This window comes from Natronobacillus azotifigens (genome assembly GCF_026805325.1).
GTDB lineage: Bacteria > Bacillota > Bacilli > Bacillales > Amphibacillaceae > Natronobacillus > Natronobacillus azotifigens.
Genome location: NZ_JAPRAT010000002.1, coordinates 14,738 through 35,230, shown reverse-complemented (window position 1 = coordinate 35,230; position 20,493 = coordinate 14,738). Strand labels below are relative to the sequence as shown.

23 protein-coding genes are annotated in these 20,493 nt (G+C 35.7%); 3 read left to right on the top strand and 20 right to left on the bottom strand.

Annotated features, from left to right (window positions below; genetic code table 11):
• Positions 1-223: 223 nt before the first annotated feature.
• The 18 genes from scpB to OWO01_RS01085 form a co-directional block, all read right to left on the bottom strand.
• A complete protein-coding gene (gene scpB, locus OWO01_RS01170; RefSeq protein WP_268778590.1) occupies positions 224-829 on the bottom strand; it encodes an SMC-Scp complex subunit ScpB in 606 nt (201 codons plus the stop codon).
• Positions 826-1,572: a segregation/condensation protein A gene (locus OWO01_RS01165; RefSeq protein ID WP_268778589.1), complete on the bottom strand. Its 747-nt coding sequence runs from the start codon at positions 1,570-1,572 to the stop codon at positions 826-828. Before OWO01_RS01165 ends, scpB begins: the two co-directional genes overlap by 4 nt.
• Before the next feature lie 168 nt (positions 1,573-1,740).
• Positions 1,741-2,097, bottom strand: a complete 357-nt coding sequence (locus OWO01_RS01160; RefSeq protein ID WP_268778588.1) for a GNAT family N-acetyltransferase — start codon at positions 2,095-2,097, stop codon at positions 1,741-1,743.
• A gap of 169 nt (positions 2,098-2,266) precedes the next feature.
• Complete coding sequence (locus tag OWO01_RS01155; RefSeq protein ID WP_268778587.1) at positions 2,267-2,701, bottom strand: peptidylprolyl isomerase; 435 nt, start codon at positions 2,699-2,701, stop codon at positions 2,267-2,269.
• A 15-nt stretch (positions 2,702-2,716) separates the two neighbouring features.
• The gene (gene lysA, locus OWO01_RS01150; protein WP_268778586.1) at positions 2,717-4,015 is read right to left on the bottom strand and encodes a diaminopimelate decarboxylase; all 1,299 of its coding nucleotides are present in this window, start codon (positions 4,013-4,015) and stop codon (positions 2,717-2,719) included.
• Positions 4,016-4,201: 186 nt separating this feature from the next.
• Positions 4,202-5,671, bottom strand: a complete 1,470-nt coding sequence (locus tag OWO01_RS01145; RefSeq protein WP_268778585.1) for a spore germination protein — start codon at positions 5,669-5,671, stop codon at positions 4,202-4,204.
• Between the two features lie 377 nt (positions 5,672-6,048).
• Complete coding sequence (sigF, locus tag OWO01_RS01140) at positions 6,049-6,798, bottom strand: RNA polymerase sporulation sigma factor SigF (RefSeq protein WP_268778584.1); 750 nt, start codon at positions 6,796-6,798, stop codon at positions 6,049-6,051.
• A gap of 15 nt (positions 6,799-6,813) precedes the next feature.
• Positions 6,814-7,254 carry an anti-sigma F factor gene (gene spoIIAB / locus OWO01_RS01135; protein ID WP_268778583.1) on the bottom strand — a complete coding sequence of 147 codons (441 nt, stop codon included), beginning with the start codon at positions 7,252-7,254 and terminating at the stop codon, positions 6,814-6,816.
• Positions 7,251-7,604 carry an anti-sigma F factor antagonist gene (gene spoIIAA, locus OWO01_RS01130; protein ID WP_268778582.1) on the bottom strand — a complete coding sequence of 118 codons (354 nt, stop codon included), beginning with the start codon at positions 7,602-7,604 and terminating at the stop codon, positions 7,251-7,253. The genes spoIIAB and spoIIAA overlap by 4 nt, the downstream gene beginning before the upstream one ends.
• A 104-nt stretch (positions 7,605-7,708) precedes the next feature.
• Positions 7,709-8,875 carry a D-alanyl-D-alanine carboxypeptidase family protein gene (locus tag OWO01_RS01125; protein WP_268778581.1) on the bottom strand — a complete coding sequence of 389 codons (1,167 nt, stop codon included), beginning with the start codon at positions 8,873-8,875 and terminating at the stop codon, positions 7,709-7,711.
• A gap of 119 nt (positions 8,876-8,994) precedes the next feature.
• A complete protein-coding gene (gene xerD, locus OWO01_RS01120) occupies positions 8,995-9,882 on the bottom strand; it encodes a site-specific tyrosine recombinase XerD (RefSeq protein WP_268778780.1) in 888 nt (295 codons plus the stop codon).
• A 2-nt stretch (positions 9,883-9,884) separates the two neighbouring features.
• Positions 9,885-10,103 (bottom strand): DUF4227 family protein, encoded by a 219-nt coding sequence (locus OWO01_RS01115; RefSeq protein WP_268778580.1) that lies wholly within the window; start codon positions 10,101-10,103, stop codon positions 9,885-9,887.
• Between the two features lie 334 nt (positions 10,104-10,437).
• Complete coding sequence (fur, locus tag OWO01_RS01110) at positions 10,438-10,875, bottom strand: ferric iron uptake transcriptional regulator (RefSeq protein ID WP_268778579.1); 438 nt, start codon at positions 10,873-10,875, stop codon at positions 10,438-10,440.
• Positions 10,876-11,569: 694 nt separating this feature from the next.
• Complete coding sequence (spoIIM, locus tag OWO01_RS01105; RefSeq protein WP_268778578.1) at positions 11,570-12,211, bottom strand: stage II sporulation protein M; 642 nt, start codon at positions 12,209-12,211, stop codon at positions 11,570-11,572.
• Between the two features lie 134 nt (positions 12,212-12,345).
• Complete coding sequence (locus OWO01_RS01100) at positions 12,346-13,509, bottom strand: endonuclease Q family protein (protein WP_268778577.1); 1,164 nt, start codon at positions 13,507-13,509, stop codon at positions 12,346-12,348.
• 177 nt (positions 13,510-13,686) lie between these two features.
• On the bottom strand, positions 13,687-14,247 hold the full coding sequence (locus OWO01_RS01095; protein WP_268778576.1) for an NUDIX hydrolase: 561 nt from the start codon (positions 14,245-14,247) through the stop codon (positions 13,687-13,689).
• A gap of 91 nt (positions 14,248-14,338) precedes the next feature.
• Positions 14,339-14,683 (bottom strand): iron-sulfur cluster biosynthesis family protein, encoded by a 345-nt coding sequence (locus OWO01_RS01090; protein WP_268778575.1) that lies wholly within the window; start codon positions 14,681-14,683, stop codon positions 14,339-14,341.
• Between the two features lie 15 nt (positions 14,684-14,698).
• A complete protein-coding gene (locus OWO01_RS01085; protein ID WP_268778574.1) occupies positions 14,699-15,490 on the bottom strand; it encodes an SDR family NAD(P)-dependent oxidoreductase in 792 nt (263 codons plus the stop codon).
• A gap of 209 nt (positions 15,491-15,699) precedes the next feature.
• Between OWO01_RS01085 and OWO01_RS01080 the strand changes: the two genes are divergently transcribed.
• Genes OWO01_RS01080 through rnz form a run of 3 tightly spaced genes read left to right on the top strand, consistent with a single transcriptional unit; the run spans position 15,700 to position 18,417 of the window.
• Positions 15,700-16,446, top strand: a complete 747-nt coding sequence (locus tag OWO01_RS01080; RefSeq protein ID WP_268778573.1) for a glycerophosphodiester phosphodiesterase — start codon at positions 15,700-15,702, stop codon at positions 16,444-16,446.
• 16 nt (positions 16,447-16,462) lie between these two features.
• Entirely contained in the window at positions 16,463-17,482 is a 1,020-nt protein-coding gene (gene namA / locus OWO01_RS01075; protein WP_268778572.1) for an NADPH dehydrogenase NamA, read from the top strand.
• Between the two features lie 2 nt (positions 17,483-17,484).
• On the top strand, positions 17,485-18,417 hold the full coding sequence (rnz, locus tag OWO01_RS01070; protein WP_268778571.1) for a ribonuclease Z: 933 nt from the start codon (positions 17,485-17,487) through the stop codon (positions 18,415-18,417).
• A gap of 7 nt (positions 18,418-18,424) precedes the next feature.
• On the opposite strand, the gene OWO01_RS01065 is transcribed toward rnz, so the two are convergent.
• Positions 18,425-19,672 (bottom strand): DNA polymerase IV, encoded by a 1,248-nt coding sequence (locus OWO01_RS01065; RefSeq protein WP_268778570.1) that lies wholly within the window; start codon positions 19,670-19,672, stop codon positions 18,425-18,427.
• Positions 19,673-20,073: 401 nt separating this feature from the next.
• Complete coding sequence (locus OWO01_RS01060; RefSeq protein ID WP_268778569.1) at positions 20,074-20,358, bottom strand: hypothetical protein; 285 nt, start codon at positions 20,356-20,358, stop codon at positions 20,074-20,076.
• Positions 20,359-20,493 lie beyond the last annotated feature (135 nt).

The following is a 20,493-nucleotide window of genomic DNA, read 5'->3' as shown; positions in this document are numbered from 1 at the left end:
ATGATGATTCTTTGTCGTCATTAGAGGTTATTGATTATTGTGAGGTTTTATTTTTGATACATTTGATTTCATGAGGAGCATCTATCTATTTACACGGCAGATAGAGGTCCAGTATATACATTTAACCTTTAATCCATTTTGGGATTAAATAGATAGAATCAGAGGAGTATAACTATTTTATTATCCATTTTCAAAGAAACATACAAAAAAAAGAGAACGCATTTTAGTCCTCTTGTTCTTGTACAGCATTATCTGAGTCTTGGTTTCGATTTGATAAAAATAAATCAGCTTCCTGTTCGATATTAATATCATCAAAATCTTCTAGTAATGGAGGTAATTCATCAATAGACTTTAGACCAAAATAAGTAAGGAAATCAATCGTTGTTCCAAACATCATTGGTCTACCTACCCCCTCTTTTCTGCCAACCTCCTCGATCAAGGCACGTGATACCAAAGTTTGAATAGGACGATCACTTTTTACCCCTCGAATCTCTTCAACCTCTACTCTTGTAATCGGTTGATTGTAAGCAACGATCGCAAGTGTTTCTAAACTGGCTTGTGAGAGCTTAGAAGCTTGTGGTGCTGCTAGTAATTTTTTAAAATAACTAGCATACTCTGGTTTAGTCGCTAAATAAAAGATTTCCTCAGATTCGATCATGTTAATACCTCGATCTGTACGCTCATAATCGTATTTTAATTCGTCAATAATATGACGTACTGTTACATAGTCGATATCCAAAACATTGGAAACTTGTTTTATCGTTAGCCCATCTGTTCCAGCTGCGAATAACAATCCTTCAAGAATGGCTTTATATTCATTTAAATTCACACCTGATGCCCCCTGTTATATAAAATTAATTGATCGAACGCATGCTCTTGTTGGCAATAGATTTGATTATTCTTCATAAGTTCTAGTACTGCCATAAATGTAATAACAATATAAGAGCGTGTTGGGTAAGGAAACAGATCGTCAAAAACGATACCGTCTTTACTAGTTTTAATTTGATCCAAAACTTCCTCCATCCGTTGTTTTATCGGAATTTCACTACGCTCAATCGTTGTTGCAAGTGGACGATTCCATTTCTTTCGTTCAAATACTTGCTGCATAGCTGCCAACATATCGTAAATGCTACCATTTCCATCGAGCATCGGGCGCTGTTCTTCTTTATCCAAAGAAATTTTTTCGGGAGCACGCGTAAAAATAGATTGTTCATCATCTTCTTTTTCCTTTAACTGTCCAGCAGCTTCTTTATACTTACGGTATTCGATCAGACGATTAATAAGTTCCTCGCGAGGATCTTCTTCATATTCTTCTCCATCATCGATCAGCTCTTGATTAGGAAGTAATAAGGAACTCTTAATCGCCAATAAAGTAGCAGCCATTACTAAATACTCACTAGCAATGTTCAGCTCAAGTTGTTGCATTGTTTGTATGTAATACATATATTGCTCCGTTATTTCTGATACAGGAATATCATAAATATCAATTTCATAACGATTCACAAGATGTAAAAGTAAATCTAACGGCCCTTCAAAGCCTTCTAACTTAACATGATAGATAGCTTGATGCATATTGGTTTCCCCTTTAAATTGGTTAGAATTCGTAACTATTGTATCATATATACCTTTTGCAAGTACGGTATCATTTGTTCGTCTCGCTACAATAATGCTCTACTCGTCTAATGAAAATACCACAGCGATGGACACTGTGGCATTCTAGAAATCATTATTGAAAAAGTTTCAATTTTCTTCACATCTTGATAAGAAATTTCCGGTCAAATCATTTGCACATACTTGATTCTTCTCTTGATAGATATCCTTAATCGCTTGAACCATTTCTTGACCAATTCCATTTTCACGATGAGATGGGTTCACGGAAATATGTTGGATAATGATTTGTCGTTTCTCATCATTGATCAGAATACCTACTGCTCCAAGAACATCTTCATCTTCTTTCCATAGATATAACTGCCAATTTTGATTTTCCTCATACTCTTTAATGGTTTGTTGCAATTTCTTTACATCTTTTTCTTCTGGCATAAATGATAACAGACCCATTGCGATTTTTTCCATTGATTTCTTATATTTTATTAACATAATTACCCCTCACCAGATTAGAACTTAAGTAATAGTAAGTTTATGTTGAGTATTACAAAAGGTTCATCAATCTTATTAACTTTTTTGGAATGGTTAGTTATGTGTCATTCATAAATGTGATCGTTGGTGTAATTACGAAATATAGGTAAAACAATTAACGATTTCTTGCTTATTTTTCTTCAACAACGACTTTTTCCATAACATCACCTTGCTGAATACGTAGGACTACATCCATTCCTTCTACTACTTGTCCGAATACAGTATGCACACCGTCTAAATGTGGTTGTGGTTCATGAACCAAAAAGAATTGACTGCCACCTGTATCTTTCCCTGCATGTGCCATGGATAAAGACCCTGCGACATGTTTGTGTGGATTTCCAGCTGTTTCACATTTAATCGAGTACCCTGGTCCACCAGCTCCAGTTCCCGTTGGATCTCCACCTTGGGCAACAAATCCTGGAATCACACGGTGGAAAGTTACTCCATCATAAAAACCACTATTCGCAAGCTTCTCAAAATTCTCTACTGTTTTAGGTGCAGCATCTTCATACATTTCGATTACAATTTTTTCACCGTTCTCAAACGTTATTATTGCTTGTTTCATTCGTATTTCCTCCTATTATTCGTAAGATAAGTCATTTCGCACTAAATCTTGATATGTTTCTCGTCTAATCACCAATGTATCTTTATCATTCTCAATAAATACGACAGCAGCTTTTGGAAAGCGATTATAATGACTAGACATCGAATAGCCATAAGCACCTGTGCTAAATACTGCAAGTATATCACCAGACTCAACCGAAGGCAATAACAGATCCCACATTAACATATCACCAGATTCACAACATTTACCAGCAACCGATGTTGTATACGTATTTGGTTGATCAGCTTTATTTGCTAAAATAGCATCGTACTTCGCTTGGTACAGTGCTGGTCGAATATTATCGGTCATGCCGCCATCTACAGCAATATAGTTACGAACTTCTGGAATTTCTTTTTTAGAACCTACACTATATAACGTAACTGCAGTATTGCCGACAATTGCACGACCTGGTTCAATCCATATTTCCGGAACATCCATCTGATGGATAGTGACTTGCTTTTTAATTTCTGTTACCAATGCTCGTACGTATTCATTCAACGGTAACGGGTCATCTTCGTTTGTATACCGGATACCAAATCCTCCACCAAGGTTCAATACATTTGCTTCAAATTGATATTTCCGCTTCCAATCAGCAAGGGTATCGAACAAGCGACGGATCGCCATAATAAATCCATCCGTTTCAAAAATTTGGGAACCAATATGACAGTGTAGTCCCTTAAGATGAATTCTATCTTTCTGGTTCAAGAGACGAAATGCTTTCTCTGCCTGTCCATTCGCTATATCAAAACCGAATTTAGAATCTTCATTACCTGTTAGAATATAATCATGTGTATGTGCTTCAATGCCCGGAGTGACACGTAACAACACATCAACTTCTTTTTCGTAGTTTGCTAGTATATCTGTTAATAAATCAATTTCATGAAAATTATCAATAACGATACAACCGATATTATGTTGAATCGCCATTTCCAACTCTTCACGATTTTTATTATTTCCATGTAAGTGTATTTTCTCTACAGGAAACTCTGCTTGAAGTGCTGTATACAATTCTCCTTGGGAAACAACATCTAGACTTAGATTTTCTTGCTTCGCTACTTGTAACATAGCTATAGATGAAAAAGCTTTACTCGCATATGCAACTTGTGCTTTAACACCAAGTGAAGCGAACGTTTCTACGAAAGCTCGCGCATTCTCCCTAATTTTGGTGACATCATAAACAAAAAGGGGTGTACTATATTTATCAGCCAAGTAGGTAGTATCAACGCCTCCAACTGTTAAGTGACCTTTTTCATTTATCTCTAGTTGTTTATTCACCAAAATCCCCCCTTTATATTAAGACTTTTGACAGTGCTCGTTTTTAATCAACAAAAATGAAAACCCCCTCCCATATAATAACGATTACGATCGATAATAGGAAGGGATTTCAATAAATACGCTCGAAGATTATTTTTTTGAATAAAATTAATTTACCACAACTAAGGGTACTATTCAACTGCCAAGTTAGGATTGTCTTTTAATACTTTTCGGGTGCACAACACTTGGTCTTGATTGAGATGCTGGAACGGAAAACCGAAATAAAATCTGAAGCATTGCTCGAAAATTAAATGGCATAAATGGCCAAAAATAGGGAGTATTTAGCGACGATGTTTTCGTTAATGCTAGTAAATAGATAGTAATACCAACAACAAAGCCTTTAACTCCTAATGTCGCAGCTAATAGAATCAATAATACTCTGGTTAATTTGTTCGCAATACTCAACTCATAACTTGGTGTAGCATAAGAACCAATAGTTGCTGCTGCTACATACAAGATAACTTCAGCCGTAAATAGACCAACTGTAATAGCGATATCTCCAATCAAAACAGCTGCAATCAAACCCATCGCAGTCGCTAGAGGTGTTGGTGTATGGATAGCTGCCATCCTTAGAAACTCGATCCCAATATCCGCAATAATTATTTGAGCGAATAAAGGAATACTTCCTTCATCAGAAGGTCCAATAAATTCAAGGCCCTCTGGTAACAATTCTGGTTGGTTAGACAGAATATACCAAAAAGGTAATAGAAAGACCGAAACAAAGATCCCTAAAAAACGTATCCAACGAATAAACGAACCGATAACCGGTGATTGACGATATTCTTCTGCATGTTGAACATGATGAAAAAAGGTAGTCGGTGTAATAATCATACTCGGAGAAGTATCTACCATCACCAAAATATGTCCTTCGAATAAATGATTGGATGCTACATCCGGCCTTTCCGTATATCGCACCAACGGAAAGGGATTAAAACCTTGATGGACTAAATATTCTTCTAATGTTTTATCCGCCATTGATAATCCGGTTGTATCAATCGCCTGAATTTCATTTTTGAGCATTTCTACAAGTCCTGGATCTGCTACATCTTGAATATACGATATACATACGTCTGTTTTTGATCGATCTCCAACTTGAAAAATTTCATTACGTAGACGTTCATCCCTAACTCTACGCCTTGTTAAACCCGTGTTCTCAATAATATTTTCTGTATAACCATCACGTGATCCTCGTACAACTCGCTCTGTATCTGGTTCTTCAGGTCCTCTACCAGGATAACTTCTGACATCAACAACAAACGTTTGCTCGTAACCATCAACAAATATTAAAATTAGACCAGATAATAATTGAGTAACCGCTTTTCCTATCTCATCAATTTCTTCCACTTGCTGATGCACCAGACGGTTTTTAACAATTAACGGTAATTCGTCTTGGTTAGATTCTTCATCATTGATGGAAATTAATTTTTTTAACAATTCGACAACTACCGGCGTGTCATTTAATCCGTTTAAATAGTATAACTGTACTTTCTTTTTTAGTATAATGACTTCACGAAATCCAACATCAAATGATGTTCCTACTCCAACCCTAGTTTCCATGTAAGATTGTACGTCATCGATTCTTTCCAACTTCAAGTCGTTCGTTTTTCTTCTTTTCATAAAATGCCCTCTCTCATACCACTAGTAAAGTAATATTTGATGTGGTTATTCCTATTTACATAATTCTTTTATAGTATGGAATAAACATGAGAAAGTTATGCGTATCATTTAAGAACGATAAAGTGAAACTTCAATCAGCGGGGGTTTTTAGCTATTCCCCCACTGATTGTTAGTTGAACCATTCGGGGTGCTAGCGTCCGTTACTCCCACTTAAACAACTTGTTTTTCTCGTTGTTTTGAAGTGGGAGTCTTACGGACGGTTGCTCCAGGATAAACTGGGGTTCTAACTTTTGTACAACAGATTATCAAATAAATAGAGAAAAAACTCCCCAAAAGTTTTGGCTTAATGAATACTTAAGGGAAGCATTTTCGTTTTCTCAGACACTTATTTGATTTTTCATCCAGGCCAATATTTTCTTCTCTAAACGAGATACTTGAACTTGTGATATTCCCAAACGCTTGGCAACTTCTGATTGTGTTTGATCTTGATAATAACGCAGATAAACGATTAAGCGTTCTCTTGAATCAAGCTCTGAAATGGTTTCCTGTAAAGTAATTTTATCAAACCAATTCGTGTCGGTTTCAGAAATTTGATCTAATAGCGTAATTGGATCACCGTCATTTTCATATACCGTTTCATGAATAGAATGAGGCGCTCGAATAGCTTCTTGCGCATGAACAACTTCCTCCACGGTAATGTCTAATTCACTCGCTATCTCGCTTACCGTTGGAGATCGGCCAAATTTCTTGGAAAGTTCATCTCTTTTCCTTCGAATTTTATGACCAATTTCTTTTAGGGAACGACTAACTTTTATACTACCGTCATCGCGAATAAACCGCTGAATTTCACCAATGATCATAGGAACAGCATAGGTGGAAAAGCGTACATCATAACTTAAATCAAACTTGTCAATTGATTTTAGTAAACCAATACAACCAATTTGAAACAGATCATCCGGGTCATAGCCCCGATTGATAAAACGTTGTACGACTGACCACACAAGTCGAACATTACGTTCCACCAATATATCTTTTGCTTGTTGATCCCCTTCTTGACTTTGACGAAGATACCTCTTTACCTCTTCGTCTGTTAACTGTTTACTTGTCTTGGATTGTTTCATATCCATTTTACGTAGCCGCCTTTAGTTGCACAAACTTCGTGTGGATTGAAATTCTTTGATTAACTTTACTGTCGTTCCTTGTCCAGGAGCCGACTCGATTTCTACTTTATCCATAAAGTTTTCCATTATGGTAAAGCCCATGCCGGATCTTTCTAACTCTGGTTTTGACGTATAAAGAGGCTGAATGGCTTCGTCAATATTAGAAATTCCAATACCAGTGTCTTCAATTGTGATTTCTACGATATTGTCGTCAATAGAGCAAGATAATGTTACGATTTCGTCCTCCGCTTTTTCATATCCATGTATAATCGCATTTGTGACAGCTTCAGAAACAACGGTTTTCACTTCCGTTAATTCATCCATTGTTGGATCTAATGGAGCGATGAATGAAGCGATCGTCACCCGCGCAAATGATTCATTGGAACTTACACTGCTAAAGGATACGCGCATAGAATTTTTCATGACGCCACCCCCAAATGAATGAGTGCGAATGCCTCATTTTCCTCCAAGCGAATAATTTTGAATAAGCCCGATAAATCAAACAAACGTTTTACTGTTGGTGATATGGAACAGACGACCATTTCACCGCCTTGTTGTTTCATTTCTTTATAACGGCCTAAAATGACGCCTAAGCCTGAACTATCCATGAAATGTAACTGTTCCAGATTTAAAATGATATGCTCTGCACTCATATCTTTTATCTTCTTTTGCCACTTTTCTTTTAACAATTCTGCTTCGTGATGATCTAATTCACCAGCCAAACGAACCAATAAGACATTTTCCTTCATGGTAAATTCTGTTGATAAGCTCACGTAAACTTCCTCCTCTTTATCCTTTGTTCCCTACTTTTTTCTCTTTTTACATTGTCAATCCCTGCTACTCGACAAAACTAGTGTAAAAAATAATTCTTGCTCAATTACCTACCGCTTTTCAACAATTCTCGCCAAGAATATTTAATTAGTCGCCAAAGCGATGCTTGCTCTAGGTCCTCTGCTACTAATAAATTTGTTTCTGAAATTACTTGATCATCTAATTTTATGAGTAATTTCCCTACTTCACTATTTGCTTCTAATGGTAATGCTAGTTCTTTACTCATGTGAAGTTCAGTCGTAATATCTTCACTGCTTTCCCCTTTTTTTAGTAACAAGGAAACGGCATCTTCTGTAATTACATCAACACGATCTTTATTTGCTTTAGGAAGGGACAAGTCGGTTACTTTTTCACCTCTTGTAAAGAGTTGTTCTGTTTTATACTGTGAAAAACCATAATCCAAAAGTTGACTGATAATATGATTTCTTGTCTTTGGAGTTTCTGCTCCCATCACAACAGCAACCAAACGCATATCATCTTTTTTTGCAGTTGCTGTTAAACAATATTTTGCTTTCGATGTGTAACCTGTTTTTAAACCATCTACCCCTTGATAAAACTTTATTAGCCTATTTGTATTGACTAACCAGAATTCATCTTCCGTTCCTTTTCGCAAATAGTCTTCATAAATACTTGTATATTGTGTAATGTTCTCGTGTTTCAATAATTCTCTCGCAATTACCGCCATATCGTGCGCAGTAGAATAATGGTTTTCTGCTGGTAAACCTGTTGTATTAGCAAAATTAGTATTCTTTAAACCCAGTTTCTTTACTTTTTGATTCATTTTCTCGACAAAACTTGGTTCACTTCCTGCAATTCTCTCTGCTAAAGCAACACTTGCGTCATTACCTGAAGCAACAGCAATAGCCTTTAGCAAATCATCTACAGACATTTCTTCACCGGCTTCAAGAAAGATCTGCGAACCTCCCATAGACGCCGCATATTCACTAACTCTTACCTGTTCATCAAGTGCTATCTTCCCTTCTTCAATCGCTTCCATAATGAGAAGCAGAGTCATCATTTTTGTCATACTTGCTGGTGGTAACATTTCTTCGGCATTATCTTGATATAATATTTCCCCTGTATCTCTTTCAATTAAAATAGCGCTTTTCGCTTCATCAGAGAAAGAAAGTTCCTTACTCTGCTCGTTGGCAGAAAGCGATAGATTCGATACGAAAAACAATACAGCAAATAAAAGAAGTACGGTTTTTTTCATTTTTTCTAACCTCCAATTACGTAATGTTCATATTTTTTCCATAAACGAAAATTTTATAACTAAAAAAAAGAATGAACAAAATAAATTTTTGTTCATTCTTTCTATATTCGAAAAAACTATTAAGCTCTCGGATGAAAATTTACATAAATATCTTTTAACCTTTTCTTGGATACATGCGTATATATCTGTGTGGTTGAAATATCGGCATGACCCAACATCTCTTGTACAGCCCTTAGATCTGCGCCATTTTCTAACAAATGTGTGGCGAAAGAATGACGTAACATGTGAGGAGTAAGTTCTTTTTTTATCCCTTTGTCACGTGCTAACGTTTTTAAAATTTTCCAAAAACCTTGCCTAGACAAGCTATTGCCATGATGGTTTACGAACAATGCATCTATTTTTTTTCGTTTAATTAATATCGGTCTAGATTGGGATAAATATATTTCAATAGCTTCCTTGGCAATATCGCCCAAAGGAACAATTCGTTCTTTTCCCCCTTTACCATAACAACGTACAAATCCCATCAATAGATGAACATCACTAACTTGTAAAGAAACTAATTCGGAAACCCTTAAGCCAGTGGCATAAAGCAATTCTAACATCGCTTTATTACGTATAGATAAAGGATCATTATTATTTAGATCTAACAATTGATCAACTTCATTAGTAGAAAGGACTTTCGGTAATTTACGAACTTTTTTTGGTGATTCAATATGTAAACTCGGATCAGTAGATAGCTTATATTCACGGACAAGAAATTGATGAAACAAACGTATAGATGATAAAGATCGAGCTATCGTTGCTTGAGAACGTTCTTGGTCATTTAATGTATACAAATAGTTTAAGATATCACTTCTATCTACTTGTTCCCAGCGATCTTTGTTACTGTTTTTTTTTACATACTGCTCATATTGGGTTAAATCTCTTTGGTAAGCTTGTAAAGTATTCACCGATAAACCACGTTCTACTTGAATATAGTGAATGAAGTCTTGAATGGCAGTTTGCATTTTCATTCTCCTAATCTTAAAAAGATAGCAAATCGATCAACAAAGGATTGTTCCTCTTGATTCATTACTTTAATTGCTTTTCCCTCTGGAGGATCATAACGATGATAGTTTTGATATTCGGACTGCATAGCTGTTAAACCTAAATAAAATATGGTTGTACATAGGAGAAATAGGATCACTAGTTTAATTGTATCCTTTCCATAGCTCCAGATCAATTTCATTTTGCATATCTCCTTTTTAAACGTAGTTCATAATCCATTTTAGACATATTTACTACAAGATATGCCAACTTTTAGACAAACTATACATGTTAACATTATATTTTTGCTAAAAAAGAAAAGAGCCTTTATGTAAGGGCTCTTCGATTACGAAAAAACGAAACTTCAATCAGTGGGAATTTCAGTCTTCTTTCACCAATGATTGTTAATGGGAGTCTTCGAGATGCTTAGTACGGGTACTCCAACAAAAAACTTTGATCTTCTCTTTGTTTTGAAATGGGAGTCTTACACACGACTCTCTAGGATAGATAATGCAATAATTCTAAATTATTTCACTTTACTTTTGGCAATCACGGCAGATACCATGAAATGTCAAACGATGGTCTTTCACCTGAAAACCCCAATCATTTTCTACAATTTTTTCTACATCTTCTAGTAAATCATCAACTATTTCTTCAACCGAACCACATTCCATACAAACCAAATGATGATGAAAGTGTGCAGCGCCTTCTTTTCTTAAATCATAGCGCGAAACACCGTCACCGAAATTTATTTTGTCAACAACTTTTAACTCTGATAATAACTCCAGTGTCCGGTAAACAGTAGCTAACCCAATTTCGGGGGCTTTTTCTTTTACTAATAAATAAACATCTTCTGCACTTAAATGATCTTCTTCTCGTTCTAATAAAACACGAACCGTTGCTTCACGTTGTGGAGTCAGTTTATAGCTTTGTGCATGTAATTGCTTTTTTATTCGATCAATTCGATGTTCCATAACGGAAACCTCCCTTACCTTCTCAATTATAATAAGAGAGTGAAAACGTGTCAATTAAAATTATTACAATTTAAGCAGGATAGGAATTATTATTTTATAATCATTATCGATAACAGGATTGAAATTAATTTTTTATACATGATATTGCAGTGTTGACACAAACAGCGCAGTAAGTAATTTGAAAAGCAACCTCCTACGGAGTCGCTCCGGAAAGAAAGGGGCTACGCTTTCCGCAGGCACGGCCTCAACTAACTTGGTAAAGAAGAACACTTTACCAAGTGGATTTTCGGCTCGCGCTATTCCTGCAGGAGTCTTGCCCCTTTCTTTCCTCCGCTTGGTGAAGCTGTTAAATTGAATTACAGCGTCGTTGATGTGATTTCCGTAAGTATAGTAAATATAATATCTAAAGGAGCTAAGGGAACTTAGTCTTTAATAATTGATGAAAAAACTTCAAAAACAACTAGCTCTCTAACTAGCGTATCAAATGAAATTGACGACACTCCTGCAGGAATAGCGCGAGCTGAAGATCGACTTCTCCTAGCGTTCTTTGCTAGGAGAAGTTAGCTGAAGCCGCGCCCTGCGGAAAGGGAGTCAATTTCATTTGAGAAGCGGGTATAAAAACTTCTCGTTAATGCACAGTTTACAGATACTATGCTACTGCGTGGGACCGGATAGTTTTTGTTTGAGATAAGGATTAACTGCTGGTAATCCATGCGGCAAGTTTTTCCATAGCGAAATTTGCGATATATGCTTCTATAAAAGCTGCTATAACTGACAGAGCTACTAAGCATAGAAATACAATACAATACTGAATTAATGGTTGCACTTTTGTCTGCGTTGTTCTTCTGGCAATAAGTTTTTTCAGTAACCCCAAAGAAAAGATCATCGCAACACTACTTCCAATTAAATAAATCGGTATAATAAAAAGATTCTGTGGAGCAATTCCAGTAGCTGCTAAAATTAGTCCTTGCCAACCGTACTGGTTAACAAAAAAACCAACAGAAAACCCAACAACGATTCCTTTAATAAATATAAGTACCCAAATAATAGGCAACCCAATAATAGAAATACCTAACAAAAAGAATAGAATCAAATATTGAATATGATAGGATAACGCGGTTTGGAATACATCTGCACTTTCTATAATGGAGTCATTAACCATCCACTCTAAATATTGTTCTATATAGAAAAACAGGTCCTGTTTTTGAATAAATCCCATACTAGTCACAATAATTGATCCGAAAATAATACCAATAAGAAATAAGACAATCATGAAAAAATAGATGAGGCGATACTGATAGATATGCTTTGATATATAACTGGATTTATAATACATTGATATCCTCCATTCCACTATCTATAATTATCAGCAAAACAACTTAATGAATGAAATCTATCTTGTTATCATTACTGAATAATCACTTATAATGAAATCTATGAAAATATCAAAATAAATAGAACTTAATTGACTTAATTCACCCTACCATATTTTCCTCCACCACCAGCTTGAATCTGTAGTATTCCTTTACGCATTTGAATAATTTGTTTCGCAATGGAAGGCTTTACTACTTCGGCTAGCTCTTCTTCACTTGTTTGATGAATAATCTGCATTTCTGTTCCAAATCTATTCAATAATTTCTCAAACGTTTTTTTACCTAAACCGGACAAATATTCTAATGGCACCTGATAGTTATAAGGTGGGCGTTTTTTTGGTATGTCACTTGCATTTGCTAGTTCTTTAATACGTGTGGACACTCCCTTTACCACCCCTTGCTTTCCACAAGTTAAACAATATTGATCTTGTGTACTTTCTGCTAAACAATGCTTGCAAACCGTTGTATAGTATTTCCCCAGCTGTGGATGCATACCGAAATTTGCTAGAACCCTGCGCCCCTCAATTTGGTGAAGTGCCCAGTATAATTCTTTAAAAGTTACTTCGTTTACAAGCATACTCTGATATTCTCTTGCAATTTTGAGTAATGAATGAGCATCGGAATTGGTTAGAAAAGTGTAGTTATGTAACTCTTGGATTGAATCTGCCATTTTTGTGTCTGCGCTAAGTCCCAATTCGATCGCATCAATCAGATCAGCATCTAATACTTCAGATAACGTGCTGATCACTCCTTTTCCATATAAACTTTTAAACGGTGTAAAAACATGGGCGGGAATAAACAACCCACCAAGTTCTTTTACTTTATACTGTAATTCCTTAGCAGTTGCATAAATTCTTTGTGAACTCAAATTGATGTTTGTCATTCGAGTAGCTAACCATTCTGTAAAAACCTCCATCGTTTTTATAAATGGGAAATAACACAAAACATGTATCGGTCCACCACAAGAATGGTCATAAATTTCTATTTCTGCTCCTAAAATCAATGTTACCGATTCGAAACGAATGCCTCCGTCCGCTAATTCAACCGCTTCGTTTGTCTCAAGTAATTGCTTGATTTCTGCTTGAACACCTGGGGCATGACAATCAATGATGCCGATTAAATCGACCCCTTTATTCCTACTTGCTTCTATTAATACATTTGTCAATGTTAATGATTTTGCTCCTGTTATTTTAACAGGTCGATTGTTTATATCTCGACCTATGTGAATATGCAAGTCAGCATAAATGTTTTCTAGCGACATATTTGTATACTCCTTACTTCGATAAAGTGAAACTTCAAACAGTGAAGCTTTTTGGGGTTCCCCTCACTGTTTGTTAGTCCTAAAAAATGACCTAAAACCCCTTGAATCCTTCGGGGTGCTAGCGCCTGTTGCTCCCATGAAAAAAAACTTAATTTTTCGTTGTTTTAAAGTGGAGTCTTACGGACGGTTATTCCAAGATAACTTATCTTTTAGAAATAAAAGTGCATATACAGTTTTTACATCATGAATTTTTTCTTCTAATACGAACTTTTCGGCTTCTTCAAGTGTCAATTCAAATAATTCAACAAATTCATCATCATCCAACTTTTTTTCTTCCTTAACAGGGCTTAGTTGGTCTGTGAAGTAAACATACAAGAGCTCGTCAGCAAATCCTGGTGATGTATAAAACGAAGTAACAAATTCTAATTTCTCTGTTGTATAACCTGTTTCTTCTTCTAATTCACGAATAGCTGTTACTTCCGGCTGTTCACCTAATTCTAATTTACCGGCTGGAATTTCTAAGATGCTTTTTTCTAGAGGTTTTCTATATTGCTCAACCAAAACAATCTTTTTTTCTGGTGTTATTGCAATAACGGCCACAGCACCTGGGTGCTTAATGACTTCCCTTTTTGAGACTTCCCCATTTGGTAACAATACATCATCGACTTGCAAATGTACTACTTTCCCTTGAAAAATTTGCTCTGTTTTCAGCGTTTTTTCTTCAAATTTGTTATGCATTACAATCTCTCCCTCATTCATTTTTCTATGTAATGAGGGAAGGCGTGGAGGAAAAATAGAACTTCATTCCGCCTTACCTTCCCCTCTTATGTTACATTCTTTGCTCTCCAGAGAATCCTTCTTTTACAGCATGTTCAGAAATTATTGGATTGATCATTCCTGCAGGGCTATTCAGACGGAATCCATGATTGTTGTGCTCTAATATTAATTCTTCCTCAAAAAACATTCTATCTCCATCAGCAACAATCACTTGAAATTCATTTGCTTTCACTTCTTGATCCCCAGAACGCTTTTCTTTAACGAAACGAACTATTGGAGTGCCGTCAATACTACACATACAATCATCCGTATTATATTCTAACAATAAATAGGGTTTACTTGGATTGCTTATTGCTTTTAATTTTGAAACGGCTTCATCTGTAATCTTCAGTTGCATGACAATTCCCTCCCGTTATTTTTTATTCAGTGATCCGCTCATTAGCTTTTCAGCTATTCCAGGTGCCATGGCATACATTCTACTACCAAACTCCATCCATTTTGGCAAATTGATTTCTCTTTTTGGTTTAAACAAATTTTTAATAATATGTTTCGCTACTGATTCCGGATCTAACATATACCGAGAAACAGCTTTTTGATAAGCTCCAGATGGATCTGCTGTTTGAAAAAAAGCAGTTCGAACCGGACCTAAGTTAACTGAAGTAACATAGACACCATAAGGTTTTACTTCTGACCGAACAGCATTGGTATAACCTAAAACAGCATGCTTGGTAGCACTATAAATCGATGATTTTGATGTCGCTATTTTTCCTGCGAACGAAGCGATGTTTATAATATGACCATGTTTTTGTTTCATGAAATATGGAAGCAAAGCCTTTGTCGCTTCCATTATTGCAAAGACATTTACTTGAAACATTTTTTCTATATCTTCTGAAGTCATCGTGACGGCATGATCAAAAATGCCAAAACCGGCATTATTAATAATACCGTCTATCGATTGGTGCTTTTTCATGATCTCTTCCAAAGTTTGCTTCCATTCTGATTGATTGGATAAATCAACGGTATAAAACTCACTTGAACGTTGATACAAGTTAAATAATTTTTCTTGCATTTTTTTTAATTTCTCTGTTGACCGAGCAATCATAATTACTTGGGCTTTGTGTTTTATTAATTGCTCACATGTTTTTTCACCTATCCCACTAGTTGCTCCTGTAACAATGATAGTTTTCCCTTTGAAATTGCGCATATACTCCCTCTTTTATTAAGAAAAATCTGTATAACATTATTGCGTGTTTTTTCCTTTTTATTATCCTATTATTCCATGAGAACTGCAAACAAAAAGAGACAAAGCAAACGAAAACACCATGTTATTTCATTGACAATTGCAGATAAATAACAGACAATCAATACAAATATCTCTATCCTGGCTAACAGGATCATTATTGAGGTGATCAAATGAAAACGTTAATTTTTGCTCATCGTGGTGCCAGTAAATATGCTCCAGAAAATACCATGCCTGCATTTGAATTAGCTTATCAACAGGGTGCTGAAGGTATTGAAACAGATGTACAACTAACAAAAGATCACATTCCTGTGCTCATTCATGACGAAAGAATTAATCGCGTTACGAATAAAACTGGATTTGTTGCGGACTATACCTATGATCAACTACACACACTTGACGCTGGCTCCTGGTTTAGCAAAAAATTTGCCGGTACAAAAATTATTTCCCTCGATACATTTTTGCATTGGGCAAAACCGAAGAATATGTTAATTAATTTAGAGTTGAAAACAAATGTCATCGAGTATAAAGGTATCGAGCAACTTGTTTATCAACTCATAAAAAAGTATGATATGTTAAATCGAATCATTTTATCCAGTTTCAATCACGAAACGATTGCTCGTTGCAAAGAAATTGATTCGTCCCTAACAACCGCTTTTATCACTTCAACTAAGCGTGCTGACTTAGCAAACTTTGCGAATCAATTACATGCTTCGGGTCTACATATTAAGTATCGATTGTTAACAAGAAATCAAACGAAAATGGCAGCGGAATCCAACCTTTATACGGGTTGCTATACAGTCAACCGCCCACATCAAATGATGCGCTGTTTTAAATTAAAATGTTATAATCTTTTTACTGATAAACCTGATCTCGCATTAAAAACGAGAAAATTATATGAAGATAATATTATTTATTAAAACGGAGGAATATACTATGGAAAGAAAATTATTTACCCCAATCACTTTTAAAGATGTCACATTAAAGAATCGAATCGTTATGTCCCCGATGTGTATACTTTCGACAGAGTCTGAGGATGGACAGGTGAATCCCTTTCATATTACCCACTATGAATCGAGAGCAGTTGGGCAAGTTGGGTTGATTATGGTAGAAGCAACTGCGGTGCAACCAGAAGGAAGAATCATGACAAAAGATCTCGGGATCTGGAGTGATGAGCATATTGAGGGATTACAACGACTAAATGAGCGAATTCATGCTCACGGGTCAAAAAGTAGTATCCAATTAGCTCATGCAGGTAGAAAAGCGAATACTCCTCAACCTAAAATGGCTCCAAGTTCAATTCGTGAAGGTGAAAATGAAACTGTTCCTACAGAAATGAGCGATACTGACATTAAAGAAACAATTAAAGCATTCCAAATGGGCGCAAAACGAGCAAAAAAAGCTGGTTTTGATATCATCGAATTACATGCTGCGCACGGTTATTTAATAAATCAATTCCTTTCTCCATTATCTAATAAACGGGATGATGAGTATGGGGGATCACGTGAAAATCGGTATCGACTTTTAAGAGAAATAATTGAAGGGACAAAAAAAGAATTTACAGGGCCGATATTTGTTCGGATTTCTGCTGATGAATATCATCAAGAAGGTAATCAAATGGAAGACTTCGTTTACTTCAGTAAAGAAATGAAAAAACAAGGAATTTCATTAATTGATGTAAGCACTGGAGGGATTGTCTTAGCTGATATCCAAGTATATCCTGGTTACCAAGTAAAACATGCGGAAACAATAAAGAAAGCAGTCGAAATTCCGACTGGTGCTGTTGGTCTAATAACATCTGGTGTTCAAGCCGAAGAAATCTTACAAAATGAGCGAGCAGATTTGATCTTTTTAGGTCGCGTACTTCTACGTAAACCTTATTGGGCAAAAGAAGCCGCTGATGAGCTTAATTTCAAATTAGATCCACCTAAGCAGTATCAACGTGGATGGTACTAAGAATGGAGTTAAGATTCTTAGGCACCGGTGCCGGAATTCCTTCCAAGGAAAGGAACGTTAGTGCAATGGCATTAGAGCTTTTACAGGAACGTGGTTCCGTTTGGTTATTTGATTGTGGAGAAGCAACCCAACATCAAATCTTACACACGTCCATTCGTCCAAGAAAGCTCGAAAAAATATTCATTACCCATTTACACGGGGACCATATCTATGGTCTCCCCGGGATACTGAGTAGTCGATCTTTTCAAGATGGAATTACACCGCTTACCGTGTACGGACCAGAAGGCATAGAAGAATATGTAAGAACAAGCTTGCAAATTAGTGGTACACAGCTAACTTATCCACTTTATTTTCAGACTGTAGCAGAAGGCATCGTGTTTGAAGATGAGCAGTTTACTATCCAATGTTTAGAATTAGATCATAAGGTACCTTCTTATGGTTATCGTATTACAGAGAAAGATTTACCTGGCCAATTACTTGTTGATAAATTAAAGGACTTGGGAATCAATCCAGGACCAATCTACCAACAGATTAAAGAAAATGAACAAACCTTTCTACCCGATGGTAAAATCATTGAACGTAAAGATTTTATTGGTCAAAATAAACAAGGTAGAGTCATTTCCATTATTGGTGATACAAGGTATTTCAAAGAATTAATACCATTTGTTAATGGAAGTGACCTTTTAGTGCATGAAGCAACATTTCAAGCTGCAGATCATCGGTTAGCACACACCTATTTTCATAGTACAACTGAACAAGCTGCAAATCTAGCTGCTTCAGCTAATGTAAAAAGCTTAGTGTTGACCCATATTTCATCTCGATACCAAGGGAAAGCACTGCAACAACTTATTCAAGAAGCCACAACGATCTTTTCGAATACTACAATTGCTAATGATTTTGATTCCTTTCAAATTACAAATAGCGAAGCAAATTAATGCTTCGCTATTTTCGATAATCATCTAAAAAATCTTTTTGAAAACTTGTCCGTGGTTGAGAACGGTCTTCTTGTACCTCAGACTTTTGAAAAATATTTTTTCCATATTTGCTTGTCAATTTATTCATAACATCGATTAATTTCTCATTTTTTGTTTCTTTTTGATAACTAAACAAGTCCAATTGCTCGGAAATCTCTTTTTTCTCCACTAAGCTTTGCACCGTCACGCCTAATAATCGTATTGGGTCACCAGACCAATGTTTTTCAAATAAATCATAAGCGAGTGAGAAGATCTCGTCTTCCTCTTCTAAAAAATTGGATTGCGTGATACTTCTTGTAATGGTTTTACGATCGTCATAACGAATCATCACTTGTAACGTTTGACCGACAACCTTTTTACGCTTTAAACGTACCGATACTTTTCTTGATAATTTACGAAATAATGGTTTAATAACATTATCATCTGTTGTATCTTCACGCAATGTTTCTGAGTTACCAATACTTTTAAAATCATAGATAGCATCCGGATCAACTGGACTACTATCAATTCCTTTAGCCCGATTTTGAAGTCTTTCTCCATTAATTCCCAGCACTCTTTTCAATTGAAAAAGATCTGAACCAACCAAATCCCCAATCGTATAGATATCGAGCTTATTTAATTTTTCCGCAGTCTTCTCTCCAACTCCATACATTTCTCCAATAGCTAATGGCCATAACTTTTGTGGTAAATCTCTTTTACGAAGAACAGTTATTCCCATTGGCTTTTTCATATCGGATGCCATTTTTGCTAGAAATTTGTTGGGAGCAATCCCTATGCTACATGGGAGATCTAATTCATTAAGAATCTTTGCTTGTAATTGTTCAGCAATTTCTAATGGTGAACCCTGCTCATGACAATCGGTAATATCTAGATAACCTTCATCAATCGAGACTGGTTGAACATAAGGGGTTATTTCTGCCATCATTTTAAATATTTCACTGGATGCTTTTCGATATCGTTCAAAGTTTGGACGCATGACAATTAACTCTGGACATAATTTTTTTGCTTGCCAAAGAGGCATCGTTGTTTTGACACCTTTTGCTCGTGCTTCATAACTACTCGTTACAATAATCCCTCTTCGCTCTTCCGGATTACCAGCAATGGCCAGCGGTTTTCCCTTTAAATCTGGATTATAGGCCGCCTCAACGGATGCATAAAAACTGTTCATATCAACATGAAAGATAACTCTTCCATTTTTCGGATACCATCGTGTCATCGTCATCTTCCTTCTCAGGAACATTAGTTCTTCTATTATAACATGATTCACCATGCTTGTCTTAAAACAAGAAACATTGAATGAAAAAGGAAAACAGCTTGCGAAAAACACGACTTCCGATTTAAAAGTCGTGTTTTTACTTTTAAATCTATTTACCCTTTGACTAACGCCATTTTAGTTAAAGAATTAATTTTTCATTTTCTTTTCTTTATAAATATAAATAAATGTGAGTATTGTACCTATTAGAATACCTAAGGAAGTTAAATACGAAAAACCTAATATAGGTCCTGGACCATTTTTAGGTCGGACGATACTTGTATCTACTACTAACGATAATATGACAACGAAAAATCCAAACCACTGCATCCCTTTAAAATGAGTCTTCTTTTGTTCTTGAGTCATTATTTCTTATTTTTTCTTTCTAAAAGTATTGGTGCTATATTTATCAAGATTGAAATAATTGTCAAAAACCATAATGTCATTTCCATGCTTGGTACTACATCCATTAAAGCAGACCAATCTCCCTCTTCTACCCACCCCGACACAAGACTGTATTGTGCACAAAGTGTTAATGCTGTAAATGACAATCCCATTGCCATAGCAAGCTTATAATCCTTACCAGACTTATACATATAAAGATTTGTAATAGTTGCTATTATAGCAATAACTCCTAATATCATCCACATAACTATACCTCCCTATAATTTAATTAGTGTCCTGTAATAATACTTCGTTGAACGAGACATGCATCTAAATATTGAATTGAGATAACCTTAGTTTATCATAGTTTCTGTGATTTGTATTAATTTTCCTTTAAATAT

Coding starts and splice junctions, on each gene's coding strand:
- OWO01_RS01165 (WP_268778589.1), bottom strand. CDS start 1,572: ATGCATCAAGCTATCTATCATGTTAAGTTAGAAGGCTTTGAAGGGCCG.
- OWO01_RS01160 (WP_268778588.1), bottom strand. CDS start 2,097: ATGTTAATAAAATATAAGAAATCAATGGAAAAAATCGCAATGGGTCTG.
- OWO01_RS01155 (WP_268778587.1), bottom strand. CDS start 2,701: ATGAAACAAGCAATAATAACGTTTGAGAACGGTGAAAAAATTGTAATC.
- OWO01_RS01145 (WP_268778585.1), bottom strand. CDS start 5,671: ATGAAAAGAAGAAAAACGAACGACTTGAAGTTGGAAAGAATCGATGAC.
- sigF (WP_268778584.1), bottom strand. CDS start 6,798: ATGGATATGAAACAATCCAAGACAAGTAAACAGTTAACAGACGAAGAG.
- spoIIAB (WP_268778583.1), bottom strand. CDS start 7,254: ATGAAAAATTCTATGCGCGTATCCTTTAGCAGTGTAAGTTCCAATGAA.
- OWO01_RS01125 (WP_268778581.1), bottom strand. CDS start 8,875: ATGAAAAAAACCGTACTTCTTTTATTTGCTGTATTGTTTTTCGTATCG.
- xerD (WP_268778780.1), bottom strand. CDS start 9,882: ATGCAAACTGCCATTCAAGACTTCATTCACTATATTCAAGTAGAACGT.
- OWO01_RS01115 (WP_268778580.1), bottom strand. CDS start 10,103: ATGAAATTGATCTGGAGCTATGGAAAGGATACAATTAAACTAGTGATC.
- fur (WP_268778579.1), bottom strand. CDS start 10,875: ATGGAACATCGAATTGATCGAATAAAAAAGCAATTACATGCACAAAGC.
- spoIIM (WP_268778578.1), bottom strand. CDS start 12,211: ATGTATTATAAATCCAGTTATATATCAAAGCATATCTATCAGTATCGC.
- OWO01_RS01100 (WP_268778577.1), bottom strand. CDS start 13,509: ATGTCGCTAGAAAACATTTATGCTGACTTGCATATTCACATAGGTCGA.
- OWO01_RS01095 (WP_268778576.1), bottom strand. CDS start 14,247: ATGCATAACAAATTTGAAGAAAAAACGCTGAAAACAGAGCAAATTTTT.
- OWO01_RS01090 (WP_268778575.1), bottom strand. CDS start 14,683: ATGCAACTGAAGATTACAGATGAAGCCGTTTCAAAATTAAAAGCAATA.
- OWO01_RS01085 (WP_268778574.1), bottom strand. CDS start 15,490: ATGCGCAATTTCAAAGGGAAAACTATCATTGTTACAGGAGCAACTAGT.
- OWO01_RS01080 (WP_268778573.1), top strand. CDS start 15,700: ATGAAAACGTTAATTTTTGCTCATCGTGGTGCCAGTAAATATGCTCCA.
- namA (WP_268778572.1), top strand. CDS start 16,463: ATGGAAAGAAAATTATTTACCCCAATCACTTTTAAAGATGTCACATTA.
- rnz (WP_268778571.1), top strand. CDS start 17,485: ATGGAGTTAAGATTCTTAGGCACCGGTGCCGGAATTCCTTCCAAGGAA.
- OWO01_RS01065 (WP_268778570.1), bottom strand. CDS start 19,672: ATGACACGATGGTATCCGAAAAATGGAAGAGTTATCTTTCATGTTGAT.
- OWO01_RS01060 (WP_268778569.1), bottom strand. CDS start 20,358: ATGTGGATGATATTAGGAGTTATTGCTATAATAGCAACTATTACAAAT.